The sequence below is a fragment of the Kitasatospora sp. NPDC086791 genome (assembly GCF_040685975.1).
In the GTDB taxonomy this organism is placed as follows: domain Bacteria; phylum Actinomycetota; class Actinomycetes; order Streptomycetales; family Streptomycetaceae; genus Kitasatospora.
Window position 1 is genome coordinate 772,708 of sequence record NZ_JBFBOC010000001.1, and the last position, 18,185, is coordinate 790,892.

The 18,185-nt window shown below is 71.6% G+C and carries 17 protein-coding genes and 1 pseudogene; 5 read left to right on the forward strand and 13 right to left on the reverse strand.

The window, feature by feature from the left end; translation table 11 throughout:
* Positions 1 to 99: 99 nt before the first annotated feature.
* The 5 genes and pseudogenes from AB0Q99_RS03500 to AB0Q99_RS03520 all read right to left on the reverse strand — a co-directional run bounded on the left by AB0Q99_RS03500 (position 100) and on the right by AB0Q99_RS03520 (position 7,140).
* Complete coding sequence (locus tag AB0Q99_RS03500) at positions 100 to 3,159, reverse strand: SGNH hydrolase domain-containing protein (protein ID WP_363567993.1); 3,060 nt, start codon at positions 3,157 to 3,159, stop codon at positions 100 to 102.
* Positions 3,160 to 3,175: 16 nt separating this feature from the next.
* Complete coding sequence (locus AB0Q99_RS03505; protein WP_363568217.1) at positions 3,176 to 4,930, reverse strand: glycosyltransferase family 2 protein; 1,755 nt, start codon at positions 4,928 to 4,930, stop codon at positions 3,176 to 3,178.
* 732 nt (positions 4,931 to 5,662) lie between these two features.
* A complete protein-coding gene (locus AB0Q99_RS03510) occupies positions 5,663 to 5,827 on the reverse strand; it encodes a hypothetical protein (RefSeq protein ID WP_363567995.1) in 165 nt (54 codons plus the stop codon).
* A gap of 224 nt (positions 5,828 to 6,051) precedes the next feature.
* Positions 6,052 to 6,159 (reverse strand): annotated as a pseudogene (locus AB0Q99_RS03515) (carbohydrate kinase); the annotation flags it as partial.
* Between the two features lie 87 nt (positions 6,160 to 6,246).
* Positions 6,247 to 7,140 carry a LacI family DNA-binding transcriptional regulator gene (locus tag AB0Q99_RS03520; protein ID WP_363567997.1) on the reverse strand — a complete coding sequence of 298 codons (894 nt, stop codon included), beginning with the start codon at positions 7,138 to 7,140 and terminating at the stop codon, positions 6,247 to 6,249.
* Between AB0Q99_RS03520 and AB0Q99_RS03525 the strand changes: the two genes are divergently transcribed.
* Both AB0Q99_RS03525 and AB0Q99_RS03530 read left to right on the forward strand, forming a co-directional pair.
* Entirely contained in the window at positions 7,133 to 7,309 is a 177-nt protein-coding gene (locus tag AB0Q99_RS03525; protein ID WP_363567999.1) for a hypothetical protein, read from the forward strand. The two genes, AB0Q99_RS03520 and AB0Q99_RS03525, sit on opposite strands and share 8 nt — an antisense overlap.
* Positions 7,310 to 7,391: 82 nt before the next feature.
* On the forward strand, positions 7,392 to 7,601 hold the full coding sequence (locus AB0Q99_RS03530; RefSeq protein WP_363568001.1) for a hypothetical protein: 210 nt from the start codon (positions 7,392 to 7,394) through the stop codon (positions 7,599 to 7,601).
* 117 nt (positions 7,602 to 7,718) lie between these two features.
* Here the strand turns inward: AB0Q99_RS03530 and AB0Q99_RS03535 are convergent, their stop codons facing one another.
* A complete protein-coding gene (locus AB0Q99_RS03535; RefSeq protein WP_363568003.1) occupies positions 7,719 to 8,048 on the reverse strand; it encodes a hypothetical protein in 330 nt (109 codons plus the stop codon).
* 385 nt (positions 8,049 to 8,433) lie between these two features.
* Positions 8,434 to 9,825: an IS1380 family transposase gene (locus tag AB0Q99_RS03540; protein WP_363568005.1), complete on the reverse strand. Its 1,392-nt coding sequence runs from the start codon at positions 9,823 to 9,825 to the stop codon at positions 8,434 to 8,436.
* Positions 9,826 to 10,011: 186 nt separating this feature from the next.
* Here AB0Q99_RS03540 and AB0Q99_RS03545 point away from each other — a divergent pair, with 186 nt between their 5' ends.
* The 3 genes from AB0Q99_RS03545 to AB0Q99_RS03555 all read left to right on the forward strand — a co-directional run bounded on the left by AB0Q99_RS03545 (position 10,012) and on the right by AB0Q99_RS03555 (position 11,607).
* Positions 10,012 to 10,317: a hypothetical protein gene (locus tag AB0Q99_RS03545; protein ID WP_363568006.1), complete on the forward strand. Its 306-nt coding sequence runs from the start codon at positions 10,012 to 10,014 to the stop codon at positions 10,315 to 10,317.
* A gap of 466 nt (positions 10,318 to 10,783) precedes the next feature.
* Positions 10,784 to 11,185, forward strand: coding sequence for a YccF domain-containing protein (locus AB0Q99_RS03550; RefSeq protein WP_363568008.1), 402 nt, complete (start codon positions 10,784 to 10,786; stop codon positions 11,183 to 11,185).
* A gap of 128 nt (positions 11,186 to 11,313) precedes the next feature.
* Positions 11,314 to 11,607, forward strand: coding sequence for a YccF domain-containing protein (locus AB0Q99_RS03555; RefSeq protein ID WP_363568010.1), 294 nt, complete (start codon positions 11,314 to 11,316; stop codon positions 11,605 to 11,607).
* Positions 11,608 to 11,702: 95 nt separating this feature from the next.
* Here the strand turns inward: AB0Q99_RS03555 and AB0Q99_RS03560 are convergent, their stop codons facing one another.
* The 6 genes from AB0Q99_RS03560 to AB0Q99_RS03585 form a co-directional block, all read right to left on the reverse strand.
* Entirely contained in the window at positions 11,703 to 13,343 is a 1,641-nt protein-coding gene (locus AB0Q99_RS03560; RefSeq protein ID WP_363568012.1) for an AMP-binding protein, read from the reverse strand.
* 210 nt (positions 13,344 to 13,553) lie between these two features.
* Positions 13,554 to 13,793 carry a chaplin gene (locus AB0Q99_RS03565; RefSeq protein ID WP_363568014.1) on the reverse strand — a complete coding sequence of 80 codons (240 nt, stop codon included), beginning with the start codon at positions 13,791 to 13,793 and terminating at the stop codon, positions 13,554 to 13,556.
* A 95-nt stretch (positions 13,794 to 13,888) separates the two neighbouring features.
* Positions 13,889 to 14,209 carry a hypothetical protein gene (locus tag AB0Q99_RS03570; RefSeq protein WP_363568016.1) on the reverse strand — a complete coding sequence of 107 codons (321 nt, stop codon included), beginning with the start codon at positions 14,207 to 14,209 and terminating at the stop codon, positions 13,889 to 13,891.
* Positions 14,206 to 16,812 carry an Hsp70 family protein gene (locus AB0Q99_RS03575; RefSeq protein ID WP_363568018.1) on the reverse strand — a complete coding sequence of 869 codons (2,607 nt, stop codon included), beginning with the start codon at positions 16,810 to 16,812 and terminating at the stop codon, positions 14,206 to 14,208. Before AB0Q99_RS03575 ends, AB0Q99_RS03570 begins: the two co-directional genes overlap by 4 nt.
* Before the next feature lie 32 nt (positions 16,813 to 16,844).
* Positions 16,845 to 17,684 (reverse strand): nucleotide exchange factor GrpE, encoded by an 840-nt coding sequence (gene grpE / locus AB0Q99_RS03580; protein ID WP_363568020.1) that lies wholly within the window; start codon positions 17,682 to 17,684, stop codon positions 16,845 to 16,847.
* Positions 17,681 to 18,106 carry a hypothetical protein gene (locus tag AB0Q99_RS03585; protein ID WP_363568022.1) on the reverse strand — a complete coding sequence of 142 codons (426 nt, stop codon included), beginning with the start codon at positions 18,104 to 18,106 and terminating at the stop codon, positions 17,681 to 17,683. The genes grpE and AB0Q99_RS03585 overlap by 4 nt, the downstream gene beginning before the upstream one ends.
* Positions 18,107 to 18,185 lie beyond the last annotated feature (79 nt).

An 18,185-nucleotide genomic window follows, 5' to 3' on the forward strand; every position in this document is an offset into this window, starting at 1 on the left:
CTCGATGAAGCCCCCGTTCAAGGCCGTTCACGGCGCCCGATGGATGGTGTGCCGAATACGCCCAACGCGTCCGCCACGGAACGCCGCCACGGATCGCCGCTACGGCTTCGTGGCGACGGAGACGTAGTCGACGCGCATCGGGTGCCCGGGCTCGGTCGCCGGGGTGACGGCGCCGCCGAACGCGGTGGGCAGGTTGCCGCCGACGGCGACGTTGAGGATCAGGAACAGGCCGTGGCCGACGGCCCGGTCCCACGTCGCACGGTCCATCCGCGCGGCGGCGACCCGGTGGAGCTCCCGCCCGTCCAGGTACCAGCGGACCTGCTCGGCGCCCGGCGTGAGGTCGACCTCCACCGCGTACCGGTGGAAGCCGGCGCGGCACTCGGCACCGCAGGGCTGGTCACCGGAGCCCAGACCGCGCGGCTCCTGGCAGGGGCCGCCGTCGAGGACGCCGCAGTGCATCGTGCTGAACACCGCGTCCCGGCCGTTGACCTGCTCCATGACGTCCAGCTCGCCGATGGCGGGCCAGCCCGTGTAGCCGTTGCGCAGCTCGCCGCCGAGGGTCCAGAAGGCGGGCCAGTAGCCGGCGGCGGCCGGGCCGGTGACGTCGGGCAGGGCGATCCCGGCCTCGATCCGCAGCACACCGCCGGGCGGCGGGGCGAAATCGGCGCGGCGGGACTCGATCCGCCCCGACGACCACTGCCCGGCGGCGTCCCTGGTGGGCACGATCTCCAACGCGCCCCGGCCGTCGAGCCGGACGTTCGCGGTCGAGTCGGTCATGGTCTCGATCTCGCCCGTCCCCCACTGCGCGGCCGGGCAGCCGGGGTAGCAGGTACCGAGGTCGTACTGCCAGTTGGCGGCGGACGGGCGGCTGCCGGCCGGACCGTCGAAGTCGTCGCGCAGCAGCTGCGTCCAGCCGTCCGCGGTGACCGGCGCCGCCGCAGCGGGCGCGCCCTTGGGAGGCAGGGCGCCGGACTCCGTCAACAGCCGCTCCAGGCGCGGCGTGAGGACGACGACGGCGACGTTGGTGAGGTGCGCGTCGTCGCGGTAGAGCAGGATCCGCTCCAACACGGCCGGGCAACTGCGGCCGTTGCCGGGGCAGATGACGTCGTTCACCGACACGGTGCGCACCCCCGGCACCCGGCCGGCCGCGATCTCGTCGGCGAGCGGGTCCGCCCACAGCGCCTTGTCGCGCGGGAACTCGCAGGCCGCCGGGTCGTCGGTGTGGCCGGACACGCAGGCCGGCGCGTCAGTCCCGGGGATCGGGGTGTCGCGCAGGTAGACGATCGGGACACCGAGCTCGCGCAGCGGGGAGAGGGTCTTCTCCCAGCCCTGGAGCAGCAGTTCGCGGTCGTCGGTGTACCGGTTGAGGGCGGAGACGACGATCAGCCGGGGCTTCGTCCCCTCCTTCAGCCGGGTCAGCGCGTTCGCCCGCCAGGTGTCGCACTCGCGGTAGGCCCGGCCCAACTGCGGGTTGACCACCGGGATCTCCGGCAGCGGGCAGCCCTGCTTGACCAACTCCTCCAGCTCCCAACGCCGTTCGGCCGCGAGCGCGAGCAGCGCGGAGAACCACTGGCCGGCGTGCGAGTCGCCGAGCAGCACGATCCGGTCCGGCCTGCCGACCACACCGAAGCGGCAGTCGGGGCTGGTGGTGGCGGTCGGAGCGACCTCGCACTCGCCGTCCGGCGGGAAGTCCTTGCGGGCCTGGACGGCGTCCGGCACCACCGCCGCCCCCTTCGCCGGCGCCGCGGTGCGCACCAGCAGCGAGGTGCCGTCGGACGAGCCGGGCGGCAGGCCCTGGAGGTCGACCGGCACGGCCGGGCCGAGCAGACGCAGCGTGCCGGAGCCGACGACCAGCGCCAGCACCACCGGGATGACCATCGAGGCGAGGCCCAACGACAGCCCCCGGCGCGGGAGTTCGGAAACGGTCCGGCTGTGCCGCAGCGGCTGTTCCACCCACCGCATGACGGCGGCGGCGGGCAGCGCGGCGGCGGCGGTGAGCGCCACCTTCACCGGCCAGTCCAGCGGGCCGAACTTCGCGCCGGCGAGGACGAGCACCGGCCAGTGCCACAGGTACAGGTTGTAGGAGAGCCGGCCGATCGCGCGCGGCACACGAAGGCCGAGTACCCGGTCCACGCCGAAGCCGGACGCCACGGCCCCGCCCCGCCCGGGGGTGCCGGCCAGGATGACGGCGGCCGTGCCCAGGGTCGGGACGAGCGCCGCCCAGCCCGGGTACGCAGTGGTGGTGTCGTACGCCAGCACGCACCCCACGATCGCCGCCGCCCCGCCCCAGCCGACCGGCACCCGCAGCACCCGCGGTGCGCCCAGCAGGTGCCAGGGCAGCAGGGCGAGCAGCGCGCCGACCCCGAACTGCCAGACCCGGGAGGGCGTTCCGAGGTAGGCGAGCGAGACGGAATCGTGGGTCCAGCGCAGCGACAGCGCGAAGGAACCGGCGGTCAGCAGGGCGGCGAGCGCGGCCGCGACCGGCCGCACCGCCCGTCCGCGTCCGTCCGCGCGGCCGCCCCGCACCACCCGCAGCACCAGGTAGGCGGTCAGCGCCAGCAGCGGACCCCAGACCAGATAGAACTGCTCCTCGACGGCCAGCGACCAGAAGTGCAGCAGCGGACTCTCGTCCCGCCCTGCGGCCAGGTAGTCGGTCTGCTGGGCCACGAAGCGCCAGTTGCCGACGGACAGCGCCGCCGCCAGCACGTCGTACTCCAGGTCGGCGCGCCGCAGCGGCACGGTCAGCCAGGCGCCGAACAGCGCCACCACGCCGAGCACGATCGCCGCCGAGGGCAGCAGCCGGCGGGCCCGGCGGGAGAAGAACTCACCGAGCCGGATCCGGCCGGTGGTGGTGGCCTCGCGCAGCAGCAGGCCGGTGATCAGGTAACCGGAGACGACGAGGAAGACGTCCACCCCGACGAACCCGCCGGCCAGGCCGGGGACGGCGGCGTGGAACGCCAGGACCGCGAGCACGGCGAGTGCGCGCAGGCCCTCGATGTCGGGGCGGAAGCCGGCCGAACGGCGCGCCGGGCCCGGGGCATCGGAACCCCGGGAGGCGGCGCGGTCCCGTTGGGCGGGAATGGTGAAGGCGTCCGGCCGCAGTTCGGGGACGCTCGACCGTGAGGACGGCAGCGGTGACGGTATCGGGCGAGAGGGCATGGAAGGCGACGACCTTTCAACCCAGCCAGGGCAGCATCGGGCGGACCCAGCCGGAGGCGAGCAGAGCGGTGAGCACGAGCACGGCGGTGGCGGCCAGCCCCTCGGGCCAGCGCCGGGGCAGCATGCCGGTCCGGGGCGCCTTCGACCCGGCGGCGGCAGCGGCGTCGGCGCGCGCGGCGCCGCGCACCTCGCCGAGGAGGTCACGGACCAGCGGCAGGCCGATCTGCGCCTGCACCGCGAGGTAGAGCCCGAGGCCCCAGTTGGGCGCCCAGCCGTACTCGGCGACGGCCAGGGCGAGGCCGAGGGCGCCGGCGCCGAGCGAGGCGCAGAGCCAGGCCATCGAGAGCAGCACCACCTTCCGGGCCATCCCGCCGGACTTGGCCTTGCCGCGCGCGGCGGGGGCGCCCCCGCCGGCCCCGCCGGCCGCACCTACCGCACCGGCCCCGCCGGCCGTACCTGCCGCGCCGACCGCGCCTGCCGCGCCGGTCGGCACCCAGGCGGCGCTGCGCCCGCGCAGCGTGTGCCAGAACGCGACACCGGCGGCGACGCTCATCAGCACGTTGGAGCGGATCACCTCGATCCGCCAGCGGGTCCGGCTGACCCGGGGCAGCAGCACGTGCCAGAGCCAGAGCGGAGCGAGCATCGGCAGCACGTGCCAGGGCCGGATCTGGTCCGGGTAGAAGAACATCATCACCAGCGGCGGCAGCGGCGCCACGAAGATGTTCACGGCGGCGGCCAGGTAGCCGACGATGCCCTCGTAGAAGCAGAGGCGCATCCGCCAGGGCGCGCCGATCCGCTTGAGCTCGGGCGAGCCCAGCAGGTGCAGGTTGCCCATCGCCCAGCGGTACTGCTGGTTGACGTACGAGGCGAGGTTGTCCGGCGAGGTGCCCTTGGCGACCAGTACCGGGACGTACAGTGTCCGGTAGCCCTTGGCGTACAGGCCGAGGCCGGTGAAGAGGTCCTCGCTGTGGTCGAGCCGGGCGAACCCGCCCGCCTCGTCGATCGCGGCCCGCCGATAGACGGCGTTGCTGCCGCAGCAGATGGCCGCGTCGCTGGCGTCGCGGGAGGGCTGGATCCAGCGGAAGAACCACTCCTGCGCGGCACCGGCGGCGCGCTCGATCCAGCTCATCGTCCCGTCGGTGTCGAAGCACTGCGGGCTCTGCACGATGCCGATCCGCGGGTCAGCGAAGTACGGGACGAGGTGACGCAGGAAGTCCGGCCGGGGCGCGAAGTCCGCGTCGAGGATCGCGATCAGCTCGGCACTGCTCAGGGTGAGCGCGTGGTTGAGGTTGCCGGCCTTCTTGAGGTGCCCCCGGTCGGGCCGCACGACGTACCGGTACCCGTGCGAGGCCGCCAGCTCGGCGACCTCGGGCCGGTCGGCGTCGTCGAGCACCCAGACCGTCAGCGCGTCGGGCCAGTCCACGCCGGCGACCGCTCGGTAGGCGTTCTCCAGGACGTCCAGCGGCTCCCCGCAGGTCGGCAGGTACAGGTCGACGGTCGGCAGTTCCTCCGGCGCCCACGCGTGCACCAGCACCTCGTGGGACTGCCGGGTGAGCCGCCGCTGACGCAGGCTGTTCACGGAGGACAGCACCAGCGCGACGACGTTGAGACCGAGGACGGCCAGGAAGACCCAGAGCGCCGGCGTCCGCAGTGCGAACGTCAGCATGGTCCCGGCGGTGAACACGAACGCCGCCGAACTGGCGACGAGCACCCACCTCCGCTGCGGCCCGAAGTACCAGTACAACTCCTGGTCGTCGGGCGGTTGCGGCAGATGGGCAAGAGGATCGGAAGAGGAAGAGGAAGAGGAAGTGGACAAAACGGAAGCAGGAGGTACCTGCTGGACAGTCATGTGGCCCCCACAGCCGTGTTTCTGACAGCTCCACGGGCCACAGTACCGCATTGGTATAGACCATTAACCCCCCACATCCGCGCCCGGGCGTCACCTCCGCGCCATCTCCTCCGCCCTCGCGAATCAGCAGGTCAAGCGGACGTGAACACTCTTCCAACAACCTGCCCGCCAGACCCCACCGGCGTGCCTCTTCGCGTTCATCCGCGCGGCTGGGCCCATGTCCACGGGGATTCCGAAGGGCCGGCATCGCCCCCTACCACGGCAGGCCGTACCGGACAACGGCGAGGGAGCCGATGATCACGGCTGCGACGAGGCAGCTGATCCCACCCGGGCCGGGACTCCTCCGTGACCGCGCGCAGAGGTGGTGGCCATGCCGACCACCTTCGAGTCCGACGAGTACATCGCGCAGGCCCTTGGCTCGGGCGCCTCCGGCCACCTCCTCGAGGACACCGACCCGGACGACCTCGCGCCACTGGTCAGGTCACTGGCCGGCGGCGCCGTGGTGCCGGCCCCGAAGGTCGCCCCGGCCGTGGTCGCGGGCTACCTCAGCCACCACCACGACCTGGGGCGCGGCACCGCTCACCGACAAAGGGCCGGCCCGGGCCGCCACTGCGGCTCGCGTGGACCGGCCGGCGGGCCGGTCCACGCGAAACCTCAGGAGCGGCCGCCGCCGGTCCGGTCGAGGGCCCATGCCATCGGGATGGCGGTGGCGACGGCGACGGCGATCCGGCACCAGAACGAGGAGGTCACGTGGTCGGCCGCCACCAGGACCCCGCCCCAGAGGGCGAGGACCCCTGCCTTGGCAAGGCCCCTGGTCACGTGAGCAGCGCCGTCAGGCAGCCCGAGGCCCCGGACGCCACCGTGTTCACCGTGATCTCCCTGGCCACCTTCTTGTTGACCTTTCCGGCGATCAGGGCGGCGGCGCCGCCGACGCCCATGCGGATCAGGCAGTTCTTCGCCGTCTCCGTCATCGGCTCGGTCTCAAGCGCGTTGCAGTACTTCTCGCGGTCCTCATCATTCTTCCCGAAGCGGCAGTTGACGGCGTTGTAGGGACCGCCGCCGGGGACGGGCAGCAGCGGTGCGCTCCCGTCGTCCCCGGCGCGGGGAGCGGGGACGAGGTCGATCAGGGTTCCACCGGCGACGACGATCATGTCCGGGGTGGGTTTCGGTCGGATGGTGCGCACTGTGCGCGGGCGCGCGAGCGAGCGGGTCGGGGTGGTCCCGGGCCCGGATCGGGTTCAGCGGCAGCCGCAGGAGGAGCGGTGCATCAGGGTGCAGGGCAGCCGCTCGGTGCGCGGGGCCCGGTCGGGGTCGGCCAGGCGTTCCAGCAGCAGGCGCACCGCGGTGGCGCCGATGTCACGGCTCGGCTGGCGGACGGCGGTCAGGCGCGGCTCGAACAGGTCGGCCCAGGCGAAGTCGTCGAAGCAGGCCAGGGCCATGTCCGCGGGGACGGTGAGGCCGGCTTCGCGCAGTGCGGTGAGCGCGCCGATCGTCATGGAGTTGTTGGCGGTGACCAGTGCGGTGGGCGGGTCCGGCAGTGCCAGGAGGCGGTGGGTCGCGCTGCGGGCTCCTTCGACGTCGGAGTGGCCCGGCACGACGAGCCGCGGATCGTGCGGAAGGCCGCGTGCTTCCAGCCCGGCGTGGTAGCCGGCGGTCCGCTCGCCGGTGGTGCTCAGTCCCTCCAGTCCGGAGACCAGGGCGATGCGGGTGTGCCCCTTGTCGGCCAGGTGGGTCACCAGGTCGGTGACGGGGCCGGTGTTCTCGGCGCAGACCTGGTCGTGGTTCTCCCCCGTCAGGCGGTCGAGGAAGACGGTGGGCACCTGCGAGCGGCCGAGGTAGGCCAGGAGCGGGCCGGGCGCGGCGGAGGGGGCGACGATCATGCCGTCGACGCGGCGCTCGTGCAACAGCCGCACGGCGTTGAGTTCGTGCTCCGGATCGTCGTGCGGGTCGGCGATCAGCAGGCTGTAGCCCTCCTCCAGCGCGCTCGACTCGACGCCCTGGAGGATCTCCGTGAAGTACGGGTTGTTGACCGAGGACACCGCCAGCCCGATCGAGCGGGTCCGGGAGGTGACCAGGGACCTGGCCAGGGTGTTGTGGGTGTAACCCAGCTCGTCGATCGCGGACGTGCGCACCCTGAGCCGCCTGCACGAACTGCACGGGCTGCTGGCCCTCGCGGCCGGCCGTTACGAACTCGTCCCGGCCGCCCTGCGAGCCGCAGTCGAGCACGGCACCGGGACGTTCCTGGCCGCGGAGCTGGAACGGCTGCGGACATCGATCGGCCCGGAACAGCCGATCCACTGAGACCCGGCGCCGCGTCCCACCGAAAGGAACCGGGAAATACGCCGCCGTAGCATGGAAGAAATCAACGAAGAAGGAGCTGTCGATGACGATCGGACCGGGCCTCGCCGGAATGCCGATGGACGAATGGAAGATCCGCACGGCGAAGGGGAAGGAATACGCCTTCGACACCGAACAGGAAGCCCGCGAGGCACTCCCGGAATACGGTGCGGGAAGCGCCCTGTGGAAGCGGAAGGCCTACCGCGGAATCGCCGGCATCACCATGTCCCCGGGCGGCTGGATCCAGGTCGGCTGAACTGCAACCGGAGGATGGCCGCGACGCCTGCCGCGCGGAGTCACCTGCGCCCCGCGGGTCGCGCGGGACGGCGCGGCAACGGGTGCCAGGCCGTCCTGGCCTCACGGGGTTTCGGTGTCAGCTGAACACGACCGAGCGGAGCTTCAGGCGCTGGCCGAGGATCTTGCCGGGGTTCATGACGTAGTAGACGTCGCCCGCACAGTCGGAGTCCAGGAAGACGGTGGCCGTGGAGAGGGTGAGGTTCCTCGGCGAGTCGGCCGGCACGTCGTCCGAGGTGCCGGGCAGGTTGAGGCACTCCTCGCTCGGCGGGTCGGTGAGGCCGTGGGGCAGGCCGCCGCCGGCCCGGTAGAGGAACTCACCGGTGGCAGCCTGGGCGGAGCTGGGGATGGCCACGACGAGTGCGGTGGACGCGGCGACGGCCAGCATGGCGAGGCGGAGACGACGCATGGTTGCAGCCTTTCGGGCGAGCCCCTGAGGGGCCGGCGGAGTGAGCGGAATAGCGCTCAAGGGAAGTGAAGCAGGGGCGGCGAGAATCCGCCTCCGCGCATTCGGGTGAAAAGGAGCGCGCAAAGGCGCCCGACCGTCGCCGCGCGCCCTGACTGAATCGGATTTGATCGATGCATTAACGATGCAGGTAGCGCGGGATATCGACGGTATTAGGGGGGTCGATAACCCGTCGGTCCTCAGCCCGGATCCACCGCTTCGATTCTGAGGTGATCGTTTCGGGGCTCGGGCGGCGGTGAACGGTCGGAGGGTGTGTGGCATCGGCTGGTCTGTCCAGCTCTTCCACAGGCTCTCCGGTCGGGCCCTTGCGGGCAGGTGGGCGGGGCGGTCAGGCTGCTGGGGGCGCGTGGGCGGCGTCGAGGAACGCCGTGAAGGCGTCGCGCCAGTGCCACTGCTTGGGCAGATGCAGTGTCAGGCGCCGGGCTGAGCGGGCGATCCTGGCCGGGATGTTGACCAGGTGGGCGCGAAGGGTGGCGGTGGTGGCCCTGGCGTGGAAGGTGCTGGCGAGCGTGCCGGCTGCCCGCAGCAGGTTGAAGGCGATCGCCCACAGGGTCAGCCAGGCGGCGTTGGCCTGGAAGTTCCCGGACGGCAGGTGGGCCAGTGGGCCGGACTTGCCGTCCGCGATCACCTGCTCGACGACCGCGTGCTGCCGGTGCTGCAGTTCGGCCTGCAGCATGGTGAACGGGCTGTCCGTGAAGACCGGGTGGTAGCGCCAGGACTTGAACAACTCGCCCTGACCGGCGGCGGCCTCCGCGTTCAGGCGGCGGACGCGGCGCACGATGAGGCGGGCGGTGACGTGCTCGGCTTTCTTTCTGCCGGTGAAGGCGGTGTAGCCGATCTCGGCGACCTCGGCGTCGGAGACCAGTTCGCCGGTGTCGAGGTCGGCGAACGCGTCGGGGTAGTGGATCGGGGTCCAGGCGTCCTCGGCGATGGCGGTGATTGCGGCGGCGACGTGCGGGTTCATCCGCACCGTGAGTGAGAAGCGGGCGCCTGCGCGTCGGCAGGCTGCCACGACGTCGGCGTTGTAGAACTGGCTGTCCGCGCGCACGATCCGGATCCCGGTGCAGCCCGCGTCGGCTGCGATCGCGAGGGCTTCGGCGGTGAACGGGCCGGCTCCGCGGGCGTCGGCGGCCTTGCCGCGCCGCAGCCGCACCGCTGCGATCACGGGCCGGGCGAGCGGGGTGCTGATGGTGGCCAGGACCGGGTGCAGGGTGCGGACGCCCTTGAAGCGGCCGATCTCGGCTCCCTGCTTGGCGCGGCCGTAGACGCGACGGTGGGTGGGGTCGATGTCGATGAACGCGACCTGCCCGGCGCCTGGCAGCAGCAGTGGCGCGGTGCGGGTCAGGCTGGCGAGGAAGTCACGGTGCACGCGGTGGAGTTGTCGGTTGTGTCCGTGGGTGAACGAGCGAAGGAACGTGCCCAGGGTCGAGGGCGCGCGCACGCCGGTGAAGAGCCTGTCCGTCGCGCCGTGCCGCAGCCGGTTCACATCGTCGATGCTGTCCGCGCCCGCGCACATGGCCGCCACCAGCGTCATCGCCTTCGCGCCCGGGTTGGCCCCGCCGCTGTTGCCGACGCCGTCGATGCGCAGACGCTCCGCGACCATCCCCGGCAGGCCGGTCCGCTCGGCCAGGCGGACCAGCGGCACCAGCCCGGCATCCGCGACCAGGTTCGACTCGTCGAAGGCAGCGCGGACCGCCGCGACGGCATGGGAGGATTCCATCTCGCGGATGTTCTCTCGATCTGTGGACTTGGAACTGTAGGAAGAACCATCATCCCAGGTCAGAGGGCATCCGCGCCCTCATGTCCAGTTGCTGGAGCGGCTGTTGATCGGTGGAGGCGTTGCCAGGCTTGGCGGCCGACATCGCCCGAGCGGCCACTTGTCAAGGAAATCGGGAGCTGGTCCTCGTTGAAGAAGCCCTACTGGCAGCCGTATTGGTGGCGGCTGCTGTTCCGTGCGGACGGTGAGCCGGGATGGAAGGTGATGGGTCCAGAGCCGGTCAGCCAGGTTCCGAACGATGCGCTGAGGAAGGCGTCCCTCGAAGTGTGGGCCCGCGCCTTGCTGGAGGAAGCGCCCTACGAGCTCGACGACTTGCGTGGCGACCTGCTTCTTGAGTGTTACAAAGAGCCCGCTCCTGCAGACGGTACTCCGCCGGTGTATTCGCGCCAGGTACGGCTGCCCGGATATGCCCTGCCTCCGTATCCCGGCCGATGAGGGGAACGGTATCAATTGCAGGACTCCACCTCCGCCGACGGCACAGTCTCTGCAGACCAGGAAGAGGCGACGCATCTGAACGTCGCTGTCGTCGCTGCTCGGCGAGACGAACCAGGGATTCCCATCCCGCACCCGCGACCAGATTTGGATCAACGAACTCGCCGAAGGCCGTCGGAGCAGCGTGATGAGGAATGCATCCACGAGGTGCCTCACTGACCGTGCGCATTGAACCGCGGACGGGTCTCATCAGTGCAGGTCAGACAGCGTCTTCTCGCCGACTGCCTTCGCCCGCCCAGTGGTCACACGGTGGATCCGGGCTCAGTCAGACCCGAGCCCGCCGCAGCCACTGCAAACACAGAGGCCACACCCCATAACTGTGATTGCAGTACTAAGGGCGTAGACACGCTCGCCAGTGGGCATGGCACGGTCGTAGTGCAACGCCATCAGCCATGAGAAGGTACCAAGCATGAGTGCAGTGAAATTCATTCTAAACGTCATCTGGCTGATTTTCTGTGGAATTTGGATGGCCCTAGCCTATGTTGTCGCCGGAATTATCTGTTGCCTGCTTGTAATTACCATCCCATTTGGCATTGCGTCGTTCCGCCTCGCCGGCTTCATCCTGTGGCCGTTCGGACGGACGGCGGTGGAGCGCCCCGACGCCGGGGCGGCGTCGTGCGTCGGCAACGTCATCTGGTTGGTGTTCGCCGGGTGGTGGCTGGCGCTCGCGCACCTGCTCACCAGCATTCCGCTGTTCCTGTCGATCATCGGGATCCCGTTCGGCTGGGCCAACCTCAAGATGATCCCGGTCTCGCTGACGCCGCTCGGCCGGGAGATCGTCCCCACCGACCAGGAGTGGGGTTCCTGGTAACCCCCGGCCCTACCAACGGCTGACGAGGCTCCACGCCCCGCCAGCCGTCAGATTTCCAGCTGCTCAGGGTCGCGTCAGCGTCAGCCGGAAGCAAAGTGGTGAAAGCGCGCGATGCTGAGCGTCCGGACATGATCCCGTTTGGCATTGCCTCGTTCCGGCTGGCCGGCTTCATCCTGTGGCCGTTCGGGCGGACCACCGTCGAGCGGCCCGACGCCGGGGCGGCCTCCTGTGTCGGCAACGTGATCTGGCTGGTGTTCGCCGGGTGGTGGCTGGCGCTCGCGCACCTGATCACCAGCATTCCGCTGTTCCTGTCGATCATCGGGATCCCGTTCGGCTGGGCCAACCTGAAGATGATCCCGGTCTCGCTGACGCCGCTCGGCCGCGAGATCGTCTCCACCGACCAGGAGTGGGGTTCTTGGTAATCCCCCCGCGTCCATCGACGGCCGGCGAGGCGGCGAGCCTCGCCGGCCGTCGGCGTTCCTGCGGGCCCGGCAGGAACGTCGGGCCCGGCGGTGCGCTACAGGTCCAGGACCCGCAGCGCCGCCTCCCGCATCTCGACCTTGCGGATCTTCCCGGTGACCGTCATCGGGAACTCCTCCACCACGTGCACGTAGCGCGGGATCTTGACGTGTGCGAGCCGGCCGGTGCAGTACGCCCGGACGGCCTCGGCGGTGAGCGGCTCGGCGCCCTCGCGCATCCGGACCCAGGCCATCAGCTCCTCGCCGTACTTCGGGTCGGGGACGCCGATCACCTGGACGTCCAGGACGTCCGGGTGGGTGTACAGGAACTCCTCGATCTCGCGCGGGTAGAGGTTCTCGCCACCGCGGATGACCATGTCCTTGATCCGCCCGGTGATGGCGAGGTAGCCGTCCGCGTCCATCACCGCGAGGTCCCCGGTGTGCATCCAGCGGGCGGCGTCGACGGCCTCGGCGGTGCGCTCAGGCTCGTTCCAGTAGCCGAGCATGACGGAGTAGCCGCGGGTGCACAGCTCGCCGGGCTCGCCCCGCAGGACGGTGCGGCCGGTGGCCGGGTCGACGACCTTGACCTCCAGGTGCGGGCCGACCCGGCCGACGGTGGAGACCCGGCGCTCGACCGGGTCGTCGACCCGGGTCTGGGTGGAGACCGGCGAGGTCTCGGTCATGCCGTAGCAGATGGAGACCTCCGCCATGCCCATCCGCCCGATGACCTCCTTCATCACCTCGCTCGGGCAGGGCGAGCCGGCCATGATGCCGGTGCGCAGGCTGCCGAGGTCGTACCGCTCGAAGTCCGGGTCGGCGAGTTCGGCGATGAACATGGTCGGCACGCCGTACAGCGAGGTGCAGCGCTCGGCGGCGACGGCGGCCAGGGTGGCGCCGGGCTCGAAGGAGGGGGCCGGGATGACCGTGCAGGCGCCGTGGGAGATGGCGGCCAGGTTCCCCATCACCATCCCGAAGCAGTGGTAGAAGGGCACCGGGAGGCAGATCCGGTCCTGCTCGGTGTAGTCGAGCAGCTCGCCGACGAAGTACCCGTTGTTGAGGATGTTGTGGTGCGACAGGGTCGCGCCCTTGGGGAACCCGGTGGTTCCCGAGGTGTACTGGATGTTGATCGGGTCGTCGGGTGACAACTCGGCCTGGCGGTCGGCGAATTCGGCGAGGAGCGCCGGGGCGGCCCGGCGCCCGGCCGCCAGCGCGGCGTCCCAGGCCGGGCTGCCGGTCAGCAGCACCCGCTCCAACTCGGGGCAGCGGGGCAGCACTTCCTCGATCATCGCGGCGTAGTCGGAGCTCTTGAAGCGTTCGGCAGCGACCAGCAGCCGGATGCCGGCCTGGTTCAGCACGTACTCCAACTCGTGCGCGCGGTAGGCGGGGTTGACGGTGACCAGGATCGCACCGAGCTTGGCGGTGGCGTACTGGGTGAGCGTCCATTCGGCACAGTTGGGCGCCCAGATGCCGACTCGGTCGCCCTTGGCGATGCCGAGCCGCAGCAGGCCGAGGGCCAGGGCGTCGACGTCGGCGGCCAGCTCGGCGTACGTCCAGCGGCGGCCGGTGGGGCGGTCGACCAGGGCGTCGCGGTCGGGGAAGGCGCGCACCGCGCGGTCGAGGTTCTCCCCGACGGTGTCGCCCAGCAGCGGGACGTCCGCGGTGCCGGAGGCGTAGCTGCGCGGGGTCGGCGTGGTCGGCACGTGCGGCCTCCTGGGTCCGGCGGGGCGGGTCGGGGACCATGGTCGCGGTCCCGGGGCCGGCCCGCCACCCCCGAACGGGGGTACCGGGGCGCGACCCGGCCGGGGCCGGGCACGCCGTGAGCCGAGCGCGACGGGAGCCCGACGACGACCCGAGCCGGACACGGCACTGGGGCCGCCCGTCAGGTTCGACGGACGGCCCCAGTGCTCGGGTCACCCGTTGATGCAGGTGTTGCCGAAGGCCGGGTTCAGGATCGAGATGATGCCGATCGAGTTGCCGCAGACATTGGCTTCCAGGTTGATCGGGATCTGGATCTGGTTGCCGGACAGGACGCCCGGCGAGCCGAAGACGACACCGTTGGCGTTGGCTTCGCCGGCGGAAGCGGTACCGGCGCCGGCGAGGACGCACACCGCGGCGACAGCCGTGGCGGCGATGTAGGTGCGAATACGCATTCTTGCGTCACTCCTTGTGAGGGTGGCGAACATCCGTGTGACGATCACACTCGCACCGATGGAACGCGACGGCAGTCCGGGAGCGTCCGAATTGGTCACTCAGAGGGCGTGTCGCCCTCCCGCCCCACCGAGGCGGGACCGGCGGCACCGGCGACGCTCAGTGATTCCAGCAGCTCATGCGCCGGGCCCAGGTCCGGCTCGGCCGCCAGCGCACCGCGCAGCAGGACCACCGCGGCGGCCGCGTCCCCCGCGCGCAGGGCGTCCAGCGCCCGGTTGTAGTCGATCCGACCGGCGTAACGCAGGCGGAACAGCGCGGACAGGTCCTCCCGACAGGAGGGGCAGCACAGGCTCTGCCGGTCCGCCGCGACCTTGCAGAGCGGGCAGCGCACGTCGAGGTCGGCCACCGCGCGGCTCATCGCGGCCCCGCCTCCTCCGGGCGCACCGGGCCGAGCGACTCGGCGGCCGGCTCGCTGCCGAGCTCCCGCTGCGCCTGCGCGTACAGGGCGAGCAGGTTCGACATGTGCGTGTTGACCTGCTCCATGTTGGGCGCCTCCACCGCGGCGTCCAACCCGCGCAGCTCCGCCATGATCAGCTGGCCGAGGGCGGGCGAGACCATGTTCTGGGTCACGTAGACGTTGCACATGGTGAGCATCCGCATGGTGTGGCCGAGCGCGTCGCACAGCTCGTCCGCCCGCTGGGCCGCGCGCATGGCGCCCTCCCAGTCGGCCGCCTCGCGGCGCAGCCGCAGCTCGGCGGCGACCGACCGGAGCCGGTCCAGGTCGCTCGGGTCGAGGTGCTTCTCGCAGTAGTGGATGAACAGGCTCAGGTAGGCCTCCGAGCCGCGCACCCAGCGCTGGGCCCTGAGCTGCTGCTGGGCCCGCTCCAGCGCCTCGTCCACCGACCGGCCGCGGGTCTGGCCGGCCGCCAGGTCGTCCAGGGTGTCCATCAGTTGCTGGGCCTCGCGCAGCTCGGCCTCGGTCAGCTCGCCGCCCCAGCGGTCGGTGAAGGTCTCGATCTGCCGCTGCTGCTCCTCGACCTGGACCTTGAGCTCGGGGTCCAGGGTGACCCGCTCCAGCTTGACGGTCTTCTCCGCGCCGCCCTGGATCCGGACCGACAGGGTGATGGTGCGGTCGCGGTCGAGGCCGAAGGCGACCTCCACCGGGGTGCGGCCGCCGAGGCCCGCGGGCAGGCGCAGGGTGAGGTGGCCGATCAGCTCGTTCTGCTGGGCGATCTCGTGCTCGCCCTCGTAGACCGCGACCTCCAGCCGCTGCCGGCCACTGCCGGAGACCACGAACTCCCGGCTGACCGGCGAACCGGTCGGGTAGCTGGTGTTCTTGGGGATGATGACGGCGAGGCGGCCGTCGTTGAGCTCGATGCCGAGGTTCTTCGGGGTGATGTCGAAGGGGTTGGCGACCTGCATCAGCTCGCCGCAGCCCGGGCAGACCTCGCTGCCGGGCGGGTTGACCACCCCGCAGGCGGCGCAGCGCAGGCCGACGTCCTCGGCGGCGGTGGAGATCACCTTGGTCCGGCCCGGAGCCGCCGAGTCGAGCGGTTCGCCGCACAGCTCGCAGGCGGTGACCCCGGGGGCGGCCGGGGTGCCGCAGCGCGGGCAGTTGTCACCGCGCAGCACGGTGGTGGCGTGCGCCTGGTTCGGGACGGTCGCCCCGCCGGCGTTCCCTCCGGCGTTCCCTCCGACGCCTCCACCGGCACCCGAACCGCCAATAGGATGGCCGCACTTGGGGCAGTCGGCGGCCTCGGGGTCGACCGGGAGGTGGCAGGTCGGACAGGACACCCGGGGGGCGCCGAGCAGGGTGGTCGCGCAGTTGGCGCAGTTGGAGGCGGAGAGGTCGCCGGGGGCCCGGCACTCGGGGCACTCCACTTCGCCGACCAGCGCGGACTGCACGGCCGCGCCGAGCGCGACGCACTGCATCGGGTTGACGCCGCGCCGGATCCGGCGGGGGCCGAACACCTCGCCGAGCCGCCGGGCGACCAGCGGGATCGCGGTCGAGCCGCCGACCAGCACCACCTCGTCGATGTCCCCGACGGTCAGGTTGGCCTGCATGATGGCCTTGTGCGTCAGCTCGATGGTGCGCTCGATCCGGGCCTCGATCAGCTCCTCGAAGCGGGCCCGCTCGAACTCCGTCTCCAGCACCAGCTGTCCGGCGCCGAGACCGGGCAGGATGACCTCGGAGGACTCCTGGTTGGAGAGCTCGATCTTGATCGTCTCGGCGGTGGAGGCGATCTTGGGGCGGTCGCGCAGGTCGGGCTGGTAGTCCGAGCCGTACTCCTCGCGGATGTCCTCCAGCAGCGCGGTGGTGATCGCGCGGTCGAAGTCGTCGCCGCCGAGCAGGTTGTCGCCCTCGATGCCGAGCACCGAGACCGAGCCGGGCACCAGCAGCAGGATGGAGATGTCGAAAGTGCCGCCGCCGAGGTCGTAGACCAGCACGGTCTTGCCCTCGTCGCCCGCCTCGGAGGTGATCCCGTACGCCAGCGCGGCGGCCGTCGGCTCGTTGATGATCCGCAGCACGTGCAGGCCGGCCATTCGGCCCGCCTCCTGGGTGGCCGCGACCTGCCGTTCGCCGAAGTACGCGGGGACGGTGATGACGGCCCGCGGGAACGGCTCGCCGAAACGCTGCTCGGCGTCTTCCTTGAGCCGGTGCAGGATGATCGCGGAGATCTCGATCGGGGTGTACGAGCGGCCGTTGAACCAGACGTTGACGTCGCCGTCGGTGCCTGCGGTGACCTTGTAGTCGACCTCCTTGAGGGCGGCCTGGACCTGCGGGTCCTTGAACTTGCGGCCCATGAAGCGCTTCACCGAGCGGATCACGTTGGCGCCGTCGACGGCGATCCGGCCGCGCGCGGTGGAGCCGACCAGCAGTTCGCCCTTGCGTCCGCTGCCGACCACGGAGGGCGTCGCCTCCTGGTTCTGCCGGTTGAAGATGATCTCCGGCTCGCCCCGGCGCAGGTGGGCGACCACGGAGTTGGTGGTGCCCAGGTCGATGCCGAGTGTGCGGTACATGTCGTTCCCCTCTTGCCCCTCGTGGTCCTGGACTACTTCTTGCGCTTGGCCTGCTTGGCCTGCTTGGCCTGCTTGGCCTGTTTCGCCTGCTTGCCCGCAGCCGAGGCGGTGGCCGCTGCCTTGCGGCGGGCCCGGGGCGGGGCCGCCTTGGGCTGGACGCGAACGGCCGGCACGGCTTCGGCGGCCTCGGTGGCGTCGGGCGGCACCGCTTCGGCGGCGTCGGGCGTCGTGGTCGCGGTGACGGCTACGGCTTCGGTCACGGCCGCGGTCCCGGTCACGGCCTCGGTCACGGTCTCGGTCACCGCTTCGGGCCCCGCCGACGGTTCGGGTTCCGGTGCGGCGACCACCACCTGGGCCCGCCGCAGCACCTCGTCCTCCCAGAAGAACCCGGTGACCACCGTCCGCACCACGGTCTCCGGTGCCACCTCCGGCCGGGCCTCGACGCCGACGATCTCGGCCAGGTCCGGGTCCGCCGTCATGCCCTCCAGCCGCATCGGGCGCACCTTGGCCTTGGCCAGTCGGCCGAGCAGCCGCCGCCGGGTCGCCTCGATGCCCTCGCCGCGCCCGAGCGCCACCAGTTCGCGGTCCAGTCCGAGGGCGGCCAGCGCGTCGTCCACCTCGACCAGGATGCCCAGCAGTTCGCGCTGCTCGGCCCGGGCGGCCTGCCGCTGCTCCGCCAGCTTGTTCCCCAACAGGGAGGCCCGGAACAGCAGTTGGCCGAACTTCCGCTCCAGGTCGACGTCCTCGACGCCCGGCGGGATCTCCAGCCGCCGGAGGTCACCGGACGGGCCGTGGGACAAGCCGTCGCACGGGCCGCCGGACGAGCCGTCGCACGGGCCGTCGGAGGGGTCTGCGGTCGGGGTGTCGGTCACTCGGGTACCTCGATCTGCGGCAGTACGGACAGGTCGGCCGCGTAGCGGGCGGGGACGGGCGGTTCGGGGTCGGCGCCGCCCGGGGCGGGCTCGGCGAAGTCGGCCGCCAGCTCGGCGCGGTGCAGCACCAGCAGGGCGGGAACGGGCGGCAGCGGCGGTCGCTCGATGACCAGCAGCGGTTCGGCGAGTGCGGGGGCGAGCAGTGCGGCGGCCTGGTCGACGGGCTCCGGCGGGAGCGGCTGCTGGAGGTCCGACTCCAGCCGGCGGTCCGGGTTCCGCAGCAGTGCGGCGGCCTCCTGGATCTGCCGGCGGCTGTGGCGGCCCGCCCGCATCGCCGGTCCGACGGCGAGGTTGATCTCGCGCACACCGGCCGTGAGCGGGATGCCCAGGACCTCGTACGGCGACGGTTCAGGCAGTGGCATGGCGGGCGATCTCTCTCCTCACGGATCAGAACTCCGTTGTCGGGATCGGTACTTGGGCTCAGGACTTGGGCTCGGAACT